This is a genomic window from Candidatus Accumulibacter phosphatis (assembly GCF_000024165.1).
Lineage (GTDB): Bacteria > Pseudomonadota > Gammaproteobacteria > Burkholderiales > Rhodocyclaceae > Accumulibacter > Accumulibacter phosphatis.
Genome location: NC_013194.1, coordinates 2978368 through 2993676 on the forward strand (window position 1 = coordinate 2978368; position 15309 = coordinate 2993676).

General features: G+C 63.2%; 16 protein-coding genes. 2 read left to right on the forward strand and 14 right to left on the reverse strand.

What is annotated here, in order from left to right; genetic code table 11:
• Positions 1-23 precede the first annotated feature (23 nt).
• Positions 24-881, forward strand: coding sequence for an archaetidylserine decarboxylase (gene asd / locus CAP2UW1_RS12885; protein WP_015767057.1), 858 nt, complete (start codon positions 24-26; stop codon positions 879-881).
• A gap of 61 nt (positions 882-942) precedes the next feature.
• Here the strand turns inward: asd and CAP2UW1_RS12890 are convergent, their stop codons facing one another.
• The 6 genes from CAP2UW1_RS12890 to CAP2UW1_RS12915 all read right to left on the reverse strand — a co-directional run bounded on the left by CAP2UW1_RS12890 (position 943) and on the right by CAP2UW1_RS12915 (position 6352).
• Complete coding sequence (locus CAP2UW1_RS12890) at positions 943-2700, reverse strand: SIR2 family NAD-dependent protein deacylase (RefSeq protein ID WP_015767058.1); 1758 nt, start codon at positions 2698-2700, stop codon at positions 943-945.
• Positions 2701-2880: 180 nt separating this feature from the next.
• On the reverse strand, positions 2881-3033 hold the full coding sequence (locus CAP2UW1_RS12895) for a hypothetical protein (protein ID WP_199931460.1): 153 nt from the start codon (positions 3031-3033) through the stop codon (positions 2881-2883).
• Positions 3034-3105: 72 nt separating this feature from the next.
• Complete coding sequence (locus tag CAP2UW1_RS12900) at positions 3106-3675, reverse strand: DUF4166 domain-containing protein (protein WP_015767060.1); 570 nt, start codon at positions 3673-3675, stop codon at positions 3106-3108.
• Entirely contained in the window at positions 3672-4151 is a 480-nt protein-coding gene (locus tag CAP2UW1_RS12905) for a DUF2269 family protein (protein ID WP_015767061.1), read from the reverse strand. Before CAP2UW1_RS12905 ends, CAP2UW1_RS12900 begins: the two co-directional genes overlap by 4 nt.
• Positions 4151-5182 carry an NAD-dependent epimerase/dehydratase family protein gene (locus CAP2UW1_RS12910; protein WP_412566823.1) on the reverse strand — a complete coding sequence of 344 codons (1032 nt, stop codon included), beginning with the start codon at positions 5180-5182 and terminating at the stop codon, positions 4151-4153. Before CAP2UW1_RS12910 ends, CAP2UW1_RS12905 begins: the two co-directional genes overlap by 1 nt.
• Positions 5183-5329: 147 nt before the next feature.
• Positions 5330-6352, reverse strand: coding sequence for an AraC family transcriptional regulator (locus CAP2UW1_RS12915; RefSeq protein ID WP_015767063.1), 1023 nt, complete (start codon positions 6350-6352; stop codon positions 5330-5332).
• Between the two features lie 442 nt (positions 6353-6794).
• Here CAP2UW1_RS12915 and CAP2UW1_RS12920 point away from each other — a divergent pair, with 442 nt between their 5' ends.
• Positions 6795-8339, forward strand: a complete 1545-nt coding sequence (locus tag CAP2UW1_RS12920; protein ID WP_015767064.1) for a methyl-accepting chemotaxis protein — start codon at positions 6795-6797, stop codon at positions 8337-8339.
• Between the two features lie 144 nt (positions 8340-8483).
• Here the strand turns inward: CAP2UW1_RS12920 and CAP2UW1_RS12925 are convergent, their stop codons facing one another.
• The 8 genes from CAP2UW1_RS12925 to CAP2UW1_RS12960 form a co-directional block, all read right to left on the reverse strand.
• A complete protein-coding gene (locus CAP2UW1_RS12925) occupies positions 8484-9644 on the reverse strand; it encodes a hypothetical protein (RefSeq protein ID WP_015767065.1) in 1161 nt (386 codons plus the stop codon).
• Positions 9645-9698: 54 nt separating this feature from the next.
• Positions 9699-11162, reverse strand: coding sequence for a YbaY family lipoprotein (locus tag CAP2UW1_RS12930; protein ID WP_015767066.1), 1464 nt, complete (start codon positions 11160-11162; stop codon positions 9699-9701).
• Positions 11163-11282: 120 nt separating this feature from the next.
• On the reverse strand, positions 11283-11999 hold the full coding sequence (locus CAP2UW1_RS12935; RefSeq protein ID WP_015767067.1) for a class I SAM-dependent methyltransferase: 717 nt from the start codon (positions 11997-11999) through the stop codon (positions 11283-11285).
• Between the two features lie 25 nt (positions 12000-12024).
• Complete coding sequence (locus CAP2UW1_RS12940) at positions 12025-12453, reverse strand: VOC family protein (protein ID WP_015767068.1); 429 nt, start codon at positions 12451-12453, stop codon at positions 12025-12027.
• Positions 12446-13030, reverse strand: a complete 585-nt coding sequence (locus CAP2UW1_RS12945) for a GNAT family N-acetyltransferase (protein WP_015767069.1) — start codon at positions 13028-13030, stop codon at positions 12446-12448. The genes CAP2UW1_RS12940 and CAP2UW1_RS12945 overlap by 8 nt, the downstream gene beginning before the upstream one ends.
• Positions 13020-13256 carry an acyl carrier protein gene (locus tag CAP2UW1_RS12950; protein WP_015767070.1) on the reverse strand — a complete coding sequence of 79 codons (237 nt, stop codon included), beginning with the start codon at positions 13254-13256 and terminating at the stop codon, positions 13020-13022. The genes CAP2UW1_RS12945 and CAP2UW1_RS12950 overlap by 11 nt, the downstream gene beginning before the upstream one ends.
• Positions 13256-14926, reverse strand: coding sequence for an HAD-IIIC family phosphatase (locus CAP2UW1_RS12955; protein ID WP_015767071.1), 1671 nt, complete (start codon positions 14924-14926; stop codon positions 13256-13258). Before CAP2UW1_RS12955 ends, CAP2UW1_RS12950 begins: the two co-directional genes overlap by 1 nt.
• A 145-nt stretch (positions 14927-15071) precedes the next feature.
• On the reverse strand, positions 15072-15308 hold the full coding sequence (locus tag CAP2UW1_RS12960; protein WP_015767072.1) for a Rossmann-fold NAD(P)-binding domain-containing protein: 237 nt from the start codon (positions 15306-15308) through the stop codon (positions 15072-15074).
• Position 15309 lies beyond the last annotated feature (1 nt).

The following is a 15309-nucleotide window of genomic DNA, read 5'->3' on the forward strand; positions in this document are numbered from 1 at the left end:
ATTCTCTCCCGCAGGCTCAATTCGTGTCCGACCGTCTCGCCGTACTGGCCCAGTACCTGTTACCGAAACAGGCACTCACCACACTCGCCGGCAGGCTCGCCGACACCGAAGCAGGCAGCCTCACCACCAGCGTCATTCGTTGGTTTGTGCAGCGCTATGGCGTCGATCTCAGCGAAGCCGTCGATTCTGACCCGGTCAGTTATCGCAGCTTCAACGAGTTCTTCACCCGGCCTCTACGCGCTGGAGCACGGCCGCTCGCCGACGCCGACTTCATCTGCCCGGTCGACGGCGCCATCAGCCAGTTCGGCGGCATCGAGCAGGACCAGATCTTCCAGGCCAAGGGTCATCGATACTCGACCACAGCGCTCGTCGGCGGCGACGGCGAACTCGCCTCGCGCTTCGCCGACGGGGCCTTTGCCACGCTGTACCTGAGCCCGCGTGACTATCACCGGATTCACATGCCGGTCGGCGGGCGCCTGCGGCGCATGATCCATGTTCCCGGCGAGTTGTTCTCCGTTAATCCCGCAACCGCACGCGGCGTCCCCGGCCTCTTCGCGCGCAACGAGCGAGTCGTCTGCGTCTTCGATGCCGAGTTCGGCAGCTTCGTGCTGACCCTGGTCGGCGCCACCATCGTCGGCAGCATGGCGACGGTCTGGCATGGCACGGTCAACCCACCGCGCGGCAGCCAGATTCGCGAGTGGCTCTATGACGACCAGCAGGTTCTCCTCAAGCAGGGCGAGGAAATGGGCCGCTTCCTGCTCGGCTCGACGGTGGTCATGCTTTTCCCGCGAGATACCTTGCGCTTCAACCCGACCTGGACCGCCACCCGCGCGATCCGCATGGGTGAAGCGATGGCCTGCAAGGCTGGCGCAGCGAGCTGAAAGTCGGCGATCCTGCGATCGCGGCACAGACTGAGGCGGGAGCGAGCTGGCGACGCGCCACTCAAGGGCGGCGGCTGAAGTGCAGTGTGCTTCCGGGAACCACGCCAAAGCTCGCCAGAGTCCGCTCGAGCGTCGCATCATCCAGCGCATGCCAGGCGTCCTGGATGTCGGGTGGCGGCGTGACCTTCGCTTGCCACATCCCTGGGGCGAGTTGCAGGTCTTCGGCCACGTGGGCGAGCGATACTTCCGGCATCGTCTGGAATAGTCGCCGCTCTGGTTCGCCGCGCTCGCCGACCACCTCGACGAAGAAGCGGCTGTCCGTGCAACTGAGCAACTCCAGCACATCGATGCGGCCGCTTGCGATCTCGCGGAACACCGAGTCCGCGACGACATGCAGCACGAGCCGGCAGTCGACGTGGGGATGCGCGCGCCGCCAGCTCGCCCAAGCGGTCACTGTCTGGACGAACGAGAAGCGCTCGGGGTAGTTGCGCACCTTCCAGTGCGCGAGGTCCACCTTATCCTGCCCGCCGGTGGCGAGCAACTGCATGCGGATGCATCGGAAGCGCGGTGCGACCCATTCGAACAGCGCGAGCGAAGCGTCGCGGACCTCCGCAAGGCTCCGCTCGTCGGCCTCGTTGCGCGCCCGTACGGCAAACACCGGCAACGCACCGAACTGCCCCAGGTACGGCGACGGCAGCCGGTCCGGCATGGGCTGCACGGCCTGCCATTGGCAAAGCACGCTGCGAATGCCGGGCGAGAAGAAGAAGTTGTCGCCGCTGCCACCCGCACTTACCGCAAGACACTCGCCGTCGGCTGCGGCGGTGGGCAAAGGGCCACGGATCACCTCGAGGTCGGGAACGCTCCTCCAGTGCTCGGTGCCTGTATCTTCGATGCGACCCCAGCTCCATGTTGTGGCCGTGCGGTGCGGCCGCGACAACTGGTCGGCCAGGGCGTTCAGCCGAGCGCAGACCTGACCGTGTTCACCCTTCGGGTACTCGACGACGACGATCTGGAAGCGCGCCAACATGAACTCTGGATCCACTTCGCCCTCTGGGATGAAGGCATAGTGGGTGCGCGCACCGGGCCCGTAGAACTCGAGGACTTCCCCGAACAGCTCTTGCAGATAGGTTTCCTGCAGGCCTGCTCCCAGGAACAGCAACGAGCGCTGGCGGAACACCTCGGCGAACGCGCGCCGGAAGTGCGCATCTCGATAGGTAACCCGCCGATACTCCTCGTGGCCAACCACGAGTTGCTGCTCGAGAGCAGTCAGGTCCTCCGCATGCACGCCGAGGTGCGGCAGGTCGGCCAGATAGCCCTGCAACGCCCACAGCAGCGGGCGGCCAACGTTAGTCAGCGACGTAAGAACGCGCTGGCAATCCTCGGCGCTGCGCCCGAGCACCGCGAAGTCACGTCCCGCCGCGAAGCGGCAGAGCGCGGCGGCGTAGCAGTTGTCGTAGTTGGTCGTCACGACCAGCGGCCAGCCGAGACGCGCCAGAGCGTCTGTCTGTGCCAGCGCCGACGGACTCTCGTCTGGCCTGGTGAGCAGACTGGCACGCACCGCGGTCGCGAACTTCCCGGGTGCGGCGCGCTTGAGCATGCGCACGGCAAGGTTGGCGCGCCTGACCAGGGTTTCCCGTGGAGCATCGGCGGCAAGTGGCATCTCGGCCATCCCGGCCGCACGTTCGAGGGCCTGGATGAACGCCGGCCAACCGTTGCAGACCGGAGCACTCATGCCGGCGCCAATGAAGGGCACGAGACGCCCTGATTCAAAGGTCGAAACCAAGCGCGGCAACACAGTCTCGAAATCAGGGATCAGCATGAGGGCACCTCCGCAAGTACAGGAAATCCAGGGCACCTCAACAATAGGAGCCCCATGAAACGGCGTCAATCTCTGACGGACTCGCGTGAGCCCCCTGGAAAGTCGTCCGCCGTCCGCCCCGTTCAGCGCCTGCGTCGTCCCACGGCGCTGACGGTAACAGTCTCTCTTTGGCTTCGAGGGCTACGCGTTGGCGCCTTCAGCCTGCCACCAACCAGGCGATGTACGCTGATCCACCTCGTATTCGAGCACCGGTTGAGGCGGCGGTTCGGGCTCGCCCATCGTGGTGTCGAGCATCTCGCCGAGCCGGCCGCGCTGGCGGATCTCAGATCGCATCGCTGGATGACCCACCTTCCCGGCCGTTCGCATTCAACCCACCCTCGTCACGGATTTCCTCCGGGCAGATCCTCAGGCCGCCTCGAACTCTCCCGAGTAGCGAAATACCTGACCGAACAGCGGGTGCGTCAGGCGGAAATCCATGACGAAATGGGTTGCGTCCACGGCCTCCTCGACGATGCTGGTACGCCCGAGTAGCAGCCATTCGGGGATCGGTAGCAACAGCGGCCCCAGTTTCACGACGAACCTGACGCCGCAGTAATGCAGCTGACCACCCACCACGCGCGCAGCCATCTGCAGGCCGAGTAGCGGATTGACGAACTCGATGATCTGATTGCCGCCGGCCACAACCCAGAAGCTGTCGAAGGTGAGCACCCTCCCGTCGGGGTAGGTGATGGTCCGCCGCCAGTATTGTCGATCGCCGACGACGCTCTTCTCGACTAGCGTGGACACGTGCCGACCACCGCGATCGACGAGGGCTCCGATGACGCGCAGCAGACTCAGGCAGGGCTGAATGAATCGCGGATACTCGATATCCAGGTGACCGCTATCCCGCGTCGTGCCAAAGCGATGGTGCGCCTGCAAGGCCGCTGGCAGCTTGTCCCAGTCGGCGCCAAGTGCACACTGCATCAGGCTGTTCATGATCCAACTCCCGGTATGTCCTTGGAAACCATCAGCGCCACGACGAGCACCATCGACGTAAAGGCCGGGACGCCCAACCAGAACCACCAGCGCGCCATTCGCCAGTAGATCTCGGGCAGCGATGACTCGTGGGCGACCGCGTCGGCGGCAAGGCTCTGCATGCGGATCTGCAGCCAGACCACCGGGATCCAGCAAGCCCCGGCGAGGACGAACAGGCTGAAGCTGGCTACGATCCATGGGGTAGACAGCGGCAGATCGAGCAGATACACCATCCACAGGCCACTCAGCGGCTGGAAGATCACGGTCGGCGTCGTGAAGATCCAGTCGGCCAGAACGACCTGCCGATTCGTGGCGGCGATGTGCGCGACGTTACCGCTACGGTCGGCCATCCACTTGTAGAACGCACTGCCAAGGCCGGTACCGAAGAGCAACACCATGCTGAGAATGTGCAGTGTCTTGAGAGCGGTGTAGGCCATCATGGCCTCCCGGTGGGAACGAGGTCCGAGAAGAACAGGCGCGTTTCGACGGCCAGCGGCATACGCCCCAGGAAGCGCGTCAGCGGCTGAACATCGGCCCGACAGCCCGCTTGCAGCATGCGCAGATTCTCGGGTTGCAGCAGGGGACTGAAATGACGCCCCAGGCGCGCCAGCGCCAGCGCCAGCGGCAACGGTATGTGGAACATCGCGGCACGCGGCAAGCCTTGGGCCTGACGCATCGACTGCAGCCAGTCGGCAAAAGTGATCGCTTCGTTGCCGACGACGTCCAGCGTCTGTCGTGTCGTCGATGTGCTGAGGCTCTGCAGCACCGTCGCCACCACATCGCTGATGTGGACCGGCTGCAGCGCTTGCTGCCCGTCGCCGATCACCGGAATCAGCGGCAATGTCGCCAGCCGCATGAACAGGTCGGCGCTCTTGCCGCCCCGACCATAGATCAGTGAAGGACGCAGCACGAACCAGTCGAGGTCGAGGCTGCGCAAGCAGTCGTCGGCGGCACGCTTGCTCAGGTGGTAGGCAGAGAACGCGCTCGCATCGGCGCCCAGCGCCGAGATCTGCAGCACCCGGCGAATCCCTGCCTGCGAGCACGCGCGAAACAAGGCGCTCGGGGCCGTGCGATGCAGGAGCTCAAATCGCTGGGAGCCGCTTTCGCCAATGATTCCGACGCTGTTGATGACGGCATCGACCCCTGCGAGATGCGGCAACCAATCCGCCTCGGCCTGCATGCGGCAATAGTCGATGCCGTGGCGACGTGACGCCGGCTTCAACCGGTGACCGGCGGCTGCCAGAGCGCTCGCAACGTTGCGGCCGATGAAGCCGCTGGCGCCGGTAAGCAGCACGTTCAAGCCGCGTTCCCCGGCGGTTCCCAGGCCTTCACGAATTGGCCCAGGCGCTTGCCGATCGAATGCAGCCCGCTCGGCAAGCCGCACCTGGCAGCCTCCAGCACGCAACGCCGGCTGTCCAGCGGGTCGCCGAAGTGCGTGAATATCTCCACCGCCGGCACGATCGTTCATGATGGGCTCCTGATCAGTAATTGGAGCCTTCACTTTGGCGACTGGCGCCTTGAGATTCTTCCGATCCGATCGAAGCGGAACCGCTTATTGCTCCGGAAAGATCATTTCGGAACAGGAATTGCCACCAAAGCCGCGATCAGGGCACCATCAGGGCGTCCGAAGCTTGGCATTCAGCTTGCGGTACTGGCCGGGTGTCATTCCCTCGATCTCGCGAAACGCTTCGTAGAAATTCGATTGCGAGGTGAAGCCAACGCCGAGCCCAACGGACAGGACCGAGGCGGATGGCTCGGCGCACAACATGGCCTTGGCAGCGTCAATGCGCTGTTCACGCAAGTACCGGGAAAAGCCCTTGCCCAGCCGCGCATTGATCAACTCCGACAACTGGTGGGTGCTGAGTCCCAGGCGTTCTGCCAGACGTCGCAGGTTCAATTCCGAATCGGCGTAGATCCGGTCGGTGCTCATCAGCGTGGCCAGTTTGACCAGCAGCGTATCGCAGTCCACGTTGGTGAGCGTGGAGCTCGCATAGGCCGTCTGGACCGTCTCCCTGACTTCGGCGGAAAGCTGCGGCCGCAGGCCGAGCGTCGTCTGCACCAGCACGAACGCCACGCCTATCGAGATCGCATAGAGGCAGTAAAACAGCTTGTCCGGCAACGCCTGCTGTGACAATCCGAGAACGGAAACGCCAACGGCAATCGCGAAGACGCTCCCGAGCAGCAGCATCTCCTGATGGAAGCCGGCTCGTTCGCGACGCAGCGCATAAAGACTGCGCCCCAGCCACGACAAGTATCCGGCGCCCACGATGAACGCCAGCGGCAGAGCCAGTTCGCCCGGAAGCAAGGGGGACACCGCGAAGGGCAGCGCATGCCCGAGCAGCGCCACCTTGTTCCGACCTGGAACTTGCGGGCGCAGTAGCGGCTGGCTGAACAGGAAGAAAGCTGGCGCCACGGCAAACAGCGTCATGTGGTACGGGACTGTCTCCACCCATGGCCGATCGAGGTAGAGCCACGCAAAATGGGCCGACTGCAAGCCGCTCAACGCCAGCAGCAGCACCAGCCCCATCGCTCTCGACAGCGCCTGGCCCTGATAGTGCTCGCGACGGAAATGTGTCAGCGCAAGGGTGAGCGCGCTGAATAGCGAGAAGCCGATGAGAAGCAGCGCGAGTGAGGTCAAGTCGAGTACGTATCAATGAAGCCCATGGCGAGTCGCCAGCAGTCTTGTCGGCATGCGGCGCGAAGTGGTCGCCCATCGTCCAGGACGCCAGCACCGCTGCCGGATCGCTGCCGCCAGACGCCGTACGACGCCCAGCAACACCTGCCGCGGCAAAGCTGCCGATCAGCCAAGAATAGCACTCCTGACTAGCTGGGTGCTGGCCTTGGCAAGCGCTCGATCGCGGCCGGTCGTGCGTCGCTCGTCCTGATCAGCATCCTTGCGATGATCAACCGACGCCGCATTGACGGCGCGCTGACACCCTATTTCCGTCGCGATGTCCTTCCCTCGGGCACATTCCTCGCGGCCAGCTCGCCCCTCGCTGACGTTCCTGGCACGTCGGACGAGGTTCGATACGTTTAGAACCCGCTTGCACCGCACAACGTAGCCATCGGGAGATTTTGACATGACCCGATGCAAACTGAGAATCCAGTTCTTCTTGCTGACTTTGGTGCTTCTCGCCGGCTTCGCTGCCTTCGGTTTTCAGACCTTGTACGGCCTCGGCAAGGTGAAGGTGGGCGGCCCGCTCTACGAGCGCATCGTGCTCGACAAGGATTTGGTGGCAGACATCCTGCCGCCGCCCAACTACATCATTGAGTCGTGGTTGACCGTACTGCTGCTTGCCGACCCGGACCGCGCCGTGCAGCAAAAGGAACTCCTCGACAAACTCGCGATCCTGAAGAAGGAATACGACACCCGCCACGAGTTCTGGCTCAAACAGGACCTGCCGGCGGTGACCGGGAACAACGCGGCGCAGGTGAAGGCGGCGATGGTCAAACTCGAAGCGCTCTATGAAATGCACCGCAAGGCGATCGACGATGTCGTCAAGCAGGCTACCGAGCACCAGACCGCGGTCGAAGCCGAAACCGCAGCGGCAACGTCCCGGAACTCGCTCGTCCTCGGCGTCGTCTTCTTCATCACGCTCGGCACGGCGGTCGGCAGCACCTGGTTCCTCAGCGTTTCGCCTCTCGATGGCGTCGACTGCGCGCGCCGGCACCTCACGGCCATCGCCGCAGGCGACCTGTCGATGCGCACCGAACATCGGCGCGCCGACGAGATCGGTGGTCTGCTCAACGCGATGAACGATACCTCGGGACAACTCGCCACCCTGGTGAGTTCGATTCGCAACAACGCCGATTCGCTGAGCGCCGAGGCCGAACGACTGTCGTCGACGACGGCGCAATTGGCGGGCACCTCGACACGGCAGAGCGCTGCGGTCTCGGCGATGGCGGCGACCGTCGAGGAAATGTCGACCGGCATCGCGCACATGGCGACACTTGCCGATAGCTCGGAAACGCGGGCATTGGCTTCCGGCGAGCAGTGCCGGACCGGATCGAGCGAGATCGAGCGGACGGCGAAGATCGTCGGCGAACTGGCGACCGACGTCCAGTCGTCGGCAACGACCGTGGCGGCGCTCGGCGAACGCTCGCGCGAGATTTCGGCGATCGTCGGCGTCATCCGTGAAGTCGCCGACCAGACGAATCTCCTGGCACTGAATGCTGCGATCGAGGCGGCGCGCGCCGGCGAGCAAGGCCGCGGTTTTGCGGTCGTCGCCGACGAAGTTCGCAGACTTGCCGAGCGCACCGCGCAGTCTACTGAACAGATCGGCAAAGTGGTCGCTGCGATTCGCTCGGGGATCGACACGGCCGTGGCGATGATGCAAGAGGAGTCGACCAAGGCCCAGGTCAGCACCGAAGCGGTCAGCCGCTCGCGCGAAACGATGCTCGGCATCGAGGGCACCGCGCATTCCCTGGTCGCCGAAATACGCGACGTTACCGCCGGTCTGCAATCGCAGCAGTCCGGCAGCCAGAGTATTTCCGACGAAATCGAGAGGGTGGCACAGGCCGCGGAAGAGAACTCGGCCGGCGCAGGAGAACTCGCCGCGGCGGCCAGCCGCCTCGCCGAGGCGGCACGCCGAATGCAGCAATCGACCGGCAGTTTTCGCTGCTGAACGCGCTCAACGGGGAAGAAACTCGGGCCGCCTTGCCGGTGGGTGCCCTCCTCGCCGCTGCAGACCGCTATCGCCTTGGTCGACGGCAGTCGCCCACCTCCGCGCCACGCGAGGAAAGGAATGACTGGCAGCGCTCCCGTCGGGTCATTCAGCCGCCTGCTCTTCGTCGCGCAGAGCGGCATCCCCGCTGTCGTCATCCGGGAGATCTTCTTCGATCGACAGAGGGACTTCCCGCGGCCCCGGTTCGAACTCGACGGGTCGCACCACGGTTTGCGCAAGGTTTCCTTCGATCTGTCCGGACAGGTAGCTTACCCCGGCCATCACCCCGCTTGCGGGATCCAGCATTTGGGCGTGCCACATATCGTCCAGCGCAGCGCCAAGGTGTTGGCGAAGCTGCGCTTCCATTTGCGGCCGCTCGTTCGCGTGCGCGATAGCGCCGAAACCGAGCGAGCCGAGGGAAATCACCATCCCGGCGACGCCGCCGACGGCCGCCGCCGCAGCACTCGCCCCACCGCTCGTGGCGAGCCTGGCCATCAGTTTCTCGCTGGCCCGCTTCGCCACTGGGGATATCCTCACGCTCGACGGGCCCTCTCCCACGCCACCGCTGCCTTTGCGGATCCGGGCGGTGAGCGCCACATAGGCGGGCAGCGCGTCGATCGGGACGGCGTTTACCAGCTCGTAGAGCGACGCGTCATGGGCGGCTGGAGGGCCCAGCGCAATCGCCGGAAAGGCCTTGAGACGCCGGTCGAACTGGTCGCGCGGAACACCGTAGCGCCGCGGGATTCCCTGAACCTGCTCACTGAGCAGTTGAATGTAGAGCCGGGTGGCTTTCCCTCGCACGACATCGGGATCGATCTCCCGGGCGACGGGGTCCAGCACACGCTCGCGGAATTGTTCCTGCAGATAGGCGGCCAGTCGCAGCGTGGCTGGATCCGTCCCTGCCCCGATGCTCAGTTGGTACCAGGCGACTTTGATCGCCAGCCACTGCTGCGTCCAGTAACCGGTGAACCACGGAATGAAGTCCGTCTCGATGCGCTTGGCGACGCGGCTTCGCCAACTCTCCATGAAGCCGCGCGCGTAGTTGGTGGCCGGCCCGGTCGCGGCCCGCGACGCGCCGACGATGTCGCTTTCGACCTGCCACCAGACAGTCTCCGAGACCTGCACCGGCGGAGTCGCCTCAGGGGCGCGCTGCGGACTGGCGCAAGCTGCCAGCAGTACCACCAGCAGGCCGACGACGCCCAAGCGCAGCTTGCAAGTCGCCATCGCAAGCAGGACGTGACCAGACATCGAAGGTGCGTTCGCCATTTCAGGCCCCTGTCGCCATTACTCCCAAGCTCGGTGGCCAGCCAAGTAGCAGATTCATCGCAGCGAGACCGCCTCGAAGCGCGCCAGAACCTGACTGCCCCCGAGCAGAATCATTTGCTCGCCTTCGATGTGAAAGGCCGTGGCAGCACCAAGCGCCAGCAAGAAGCGCCGCTCGAGTTCCATGAGCGGGGCTGCACAGGCCATCCGCGTACCCGCCATCTGCGTGAAGCGCAGACCGTTGTCGTCCTGTACATAAGCCCCGCTGAGTCGATTGCAGCCGGCAAAAGCGGTCACGCGCGCATCAACGCTCGACAGCGTCAGGCGAGCCTCGCGCTCTTGCGTCGACGTCATGCCGATGCTCTTGCCGTCGAGCTCGACCAGCTTCCAGTAGGTGTCTTGCAGGCTGGTCGCCACGCGGGCTTTGCCGGGGGCTGGTGAGTCACACGTCGCTCCCGGCTGCGAGCCGGCGAAGCGCTCGATCACCAGGTGCTCTCGCGGTTCACCCTCCATCGCCGGCCGCCATTCGAGCCGGCCATCCAGAACGACCAGCAGCGGCGCTCCCGGACCGCTGCGCGATTGCACGTAGTCGCGCTCCGCGGCCAGGTAGCCCTCGGCCATCGCCACCGGCCAGCGCAGGCCGCTGGCGCAATCGGTGAAGGTCGCCGCGTCGGCCAGGTAGAGAAACTCGCCGCGCCAGCGCAAGGACTCGCGGATCGGATCGACTGCTGCACTGCGGCGCAGGTCGAGGTTGGCAGTCGACCTGATCGGCTGCCCCAGGCGATCCAGCAGGCGCAAGGACGCATCGTCGTGCACGGCGAAGAGCGTTGCCTGCGAACCGCTGCGCAGTCTCAACACCTTGCCGCCCGCCTCCTCGGTCCACCGACCAAGCTCGGAAAAAGGCCCTTCGGGCTTGCTCAGGTAGGTGCGCCGCAGGCGGTACAGACCATCTGCACGCAAGGTCAGCGTTTGCGCAATACCCGGGCAGTCGGCGCACGGTACGACCCCGACGAAAGTGGCGGGCAGTTCGAAGCCAAGAGAAGTCGCCGCCGCTTGGGCAGCGGGACCGGCCGACACCTTGCGGCCCGGTGGCGGCGCCGGCTGCACGGCGTCCAGTATCAGGTCGACCTGATTCGACGCGCCGCGTGTCAGTACGGCATAGCGGCGGGTAGTCGTGAAGCGCAACTCGCCGCCCACCGTGATCGTTGCCCGCACGGCGTAGCTGGAGCGCGGATCGATGGCGGCGCTCGATAGCGTGAGCGAGAACGGGATCGGCACCTGGCGCGTGCCGAAGGGCTCACGCGTCTCGGTCAATACCGGCGACGCGGCATCGGCACGCGACACGTCTTCGACGCGCACCGTCAGCACCGCATCGGGCGGCATCGCCATGCGCTGCAGATAGGCAGCGCTGCCGCTGACCGTCACCGAGTCAGCCGCCGGCTGGGCAGGCACGGCAGCCGTGCAGAAAAACACCAGAACGCTTGCCCACCAGCACAGGGTTTTCGACATCGGCTCACGCATCGCAACAGCCTTCCTCAAGATGCCGTGCCATCAGGATCGGATCGGCCCGGCGCGACCGCGTAGCGGCGTTGATCTGATCGCCTTCGGCTCGTTTGCGTCAAGACGCGCTGAAGCGACTATTCATGATGTGACTGATGCGACTATGTAGAGTTCACCGGCAATATCTGGATAGCGCTCACCGAGCTGCATGAAGGCTTCGATCATGGCCGAATTCCAGTGGCTCTCGATCTGACCATTGGCTAGAGGTTTGAGCCAATATCCGCCAAAGATGTCAACTTGCAGGCCGGCCTGCGTGAACGCCAAGCGGAACGTTTCAGGATTGAACACACGACGATGACCATGATGCAAATCCATGGCGTTGAGCGCATCCACCCTCGGCAGCATGCCCATGATCACGGCTGCCTGGCGATGTAATGATTGCGCGTTGGGTACTGCGGCGAAAATCAGACCACCAGGCTTCAGCCAGCCCCGTGCCCTGAGCAGGATATCCACCGGCTCTTGCACGTGCTCCAGCACATGGCCCATGATGATGGTGTCGAATTGCTCAGTCGGCTCGAAATCCTCGAATAGCGCGTTAATGACCTGCGCCTGGGGAAAGCGCGCTCGCAAGTCATTGCAGAAAAGGGCCGAGCCCTCGACAACAGTCATCGACTTGCCGGTGGTGGCCAGCAGTTCGGTCATCACACCTTCTGCGGGCCCCATTTCAAGGAGGTTTTCCCCCAACAGATGGCGGCAAAGGATGCGAAAGCAGTAGCCAATAGCCAGCGGCATGACACCTGCCGAATACAGGGATGTCTCGGATATCCTCTGCAGTTTCTCTTCTTCTTCGCTGCTCATCGTCTACCGGCGTGCATTGCCGTCCCTATCGTTCAATGAATTCGAGCATCAGGCCATTGCGAAACATAACAAAAGAGATTCGCCGACCGCCAAAAGCCACGGCAGCGACAGGCATCACGGTAACTCTTGCACGCTGACCGCGCGCCCAATCCAGCGATGCTTCCAGATCCGTCACCAGGTAGGCCAGGTGGTACATCTTGATCCCGGATGCAAGCCATGGCGTGAGCGTCTTGGCCTCGGGCAAGTTTTCCAGCAACTCGATGCGCGGACCCGGACCCGTGAGAAAACACCCTGCCACGCCCTGGATCGGATCAACAAACGCTTCTCCCTCTTGCTGATAACCGAGCAAGGCAAAGAAATCCCGCTCACGGGCCACGGACACCGATGCATACCCAACGTGATGAAATTCGAACCCGGCCTGGAGATCCGGGAGCGCCACTGCCAGTTCAGCCATGGTGCAGTCTTCGAGCGGCTAGGCCGGCCAGCTTTTCGAGACGTGGAGCAACTTCACGCCATGCCAGCGCATCCAGGCGGTGCTCCACTGCATCCACCTGACGTCCGTCAAAGTCGAAATGCCCAGCCAGCGGATGGCGTCGGGTAATGCCGCAAGAGTCATGAAACGAAACCACCTGGCTGTTGTCGGCAACGGTACGGCAGTAAACCTCCTGCAAACTCAATTGCTCGAAAGCGCAACGGTAGATGAGCCACGCACTTTCAACCGCTGCCAGGGAACCCGGCCGCAGCAACCATCGACCCCATTCACCGCTCGAGGCCTGTGGGTCGATGTCGTAGATGGAGATGACGCCTTCTGGTGCGCTTGTGGCAAGGCGCTCCACGACAAAGTAGTAGTCACCGCTGCGCTCATAGTAACGGGCCAGCCAGTCCAGTTGATCGGACAAGCGGCCCGAGGTTGAGTGCAGGAATCGATTCAACGCCGGGTTCCCGCGCAGAGCCAGGATAAAATCGGCATCGGCATCGACGACGGGCCGCAAGCGGAAGGCTGGCCCGGCAATTGACAGCTCATGTCGCATGGCGAGTCAGTATCGTCCCGACAATGGAACTCACGCTGTCCAGGCCACCCATTTCGTCTTCGGTGAACTGTATGTCCAGTTCATCCTCCACGGTGAATATGACTTCAATATGCTTCAGTGAATCCCACTGCGGGGTATTCTCCCGTGAAAAATCACTTGTCACCTCGCATTTCAAGACCGCTGCGAGAGCCTTTAATACCACCTCTTCGATACTCTTGTAATCCATCACTGATCATTCCAGGCAATGACAACACCTTCGGCAGGCGGGAACTCCAGGAGTTTGTCGACCGGCAATACATGCAGGCCGGCAGCTGGTGTATCGCTCTGGCCGATTAGCCGGGCGAGCCAAGCGAGTGCCGGTTGATTGCGTGGGCCGATTCTCACCCGGAAAGCCACTTGCGTATGTCCGAAAAAAGCTGCACTTTCCTGCAGGGCGGTCAAAATCATGGTGTCTTCCAGTTGTCGGCCCATGGCCCGACAACTGATGCAAAGCTCATCCACAACGAGCTGCTCCCCCTGACTCATGGCCACGATAACAGCAATTACGCCGCTGTCGGAGAGGCGGTCGGTCAGTTGTACGCTGGTGACCCGGGCATCGCTCCGTTCCACGCAGGCGGCCACTTCGGCCAGATTGAAGCGGCGCAACGCGAGATTGAACTGATTGGTCTTGTTGCAGAGGTCTGCGAGGCGGGCAAGCTGCTCGGTCGGATCACTGCGGAAGGTCAACTTCACTTGCAGACCTCGAAAGTAGTCTGCCGGATCGGCTACCTCGGCGGCCAGCGCCTCCCGCTCGGTATTGGCGTGAAGGTCTTGAACACGCTTGGTGTCTTCACTCTCCACCCGCCAGCGCCAAAGACCCGGGTAGAAACCTAGCACCCGGCGAGTCAGATCGGCATCCGGGTGCGCGTAAACGGTATGCACCTGAGGCAATTGCATGGCGACGCTGGCCAGTTCCCCCGGGTTATCGTCCACAAAAACCAGGGCGTCAGGCGCGATGCGCAGAGCGCTGGCGATACGCGACAAGGCCGCTGCCTTGTCGCCCCAGGTAACTTCCACGGCGGAAAAGTCGGCCAAGCACAAAGGATAGTCCCGCCGCGCCGCAAACAGCGCCTCCACATCCGACAGCTCGTTTCGCGATACCAAGGCGAGAAAAATGCCGCGTGCCCTCAGTGACTTGACGAAGGATTGGAGTGCCGCATGACCCGGTGTCAGCCGCACCCCGTGAACGCCGTCTTCCCCAAGGACGCCTTCATGCAAGGTATTGTCCAGGTCAAGGGCCACGGCCTTGATCGGTGGCGAGAGAGCCGCCGGCAACCAGTGGCAGGCTAGCGCTCGCGCCAACACCAGTTGGGCGAAACTGCTCAAGGGTGTGCCAGCCAAAGCGGCTGAGCGGGAGTCGAGAAGCGGCACGTTGAACTCGCCGCAGGCCGCCTGCAGGTCGGCGAAATAGACGGCAGGCAGCCCGTCCGCCACTGCCTGCAGCCGTTCGGTGCCACGCGGCTCATTGCTCCAGGTCGCCAGGATGATCGGTGCTCTGGAGACCGCCCGGAGAGCCGCAAGCCGCTGCGCCAACCACGCCAGCCACTCGCCAAACGACATATTGACCAGGAAACGGACGCTATCTAGCCACAATATTTCGGCATCCGCAGCTTGCCACGTGCCAAACATGAGAGTGTCGTCGTAGCCACCCAGTCGAAAATCAACCTTCCAGTCCTGATAATCAAAGAATGGGGTCGTCAAGGGTATCAATGATTCAATACCATGATTTCTCCATACATTGACGGTCGGCAATCGATCATGACACTTCCCGATACTCAAATTCAACAAGGCCAGGCGAGGAATTTTCGCAGAGAAAAGTATTGCCTGTGCTTCATATCTGGTCGTTTGAATTTCCATTGTTGCGTCAGATCAATGGATCTTTGAGGATATCGGGGCACTGCACATCAGCCACCCAGCCGGCATCCCGAATCCAGAGCCAATCGAGTGATGATGAGAACCAATGCGGTACGGCACGCAGGTAGTCGGCGCATCAACCGGTGGTTCAGAGGCGGCCTGCAACCTCGTCCTTGCCATACATCCCCTTGATGTCATGAACCACCGTCCACCCGTTGGCCAGCCGGCGCGGGCTGGCAATGCTCAGTCGCTTGAATTCGTCATGCGCCACGGCCACCACCAGAGCGTCGTGCAGGCCACGATCGGGCAAGGCGCCCGGCAGGGTGATTCCGTATTGGCGCTGCGCCTCAGCGCTGAAGGATGGGAAACCGAACAACAGGAGCAAG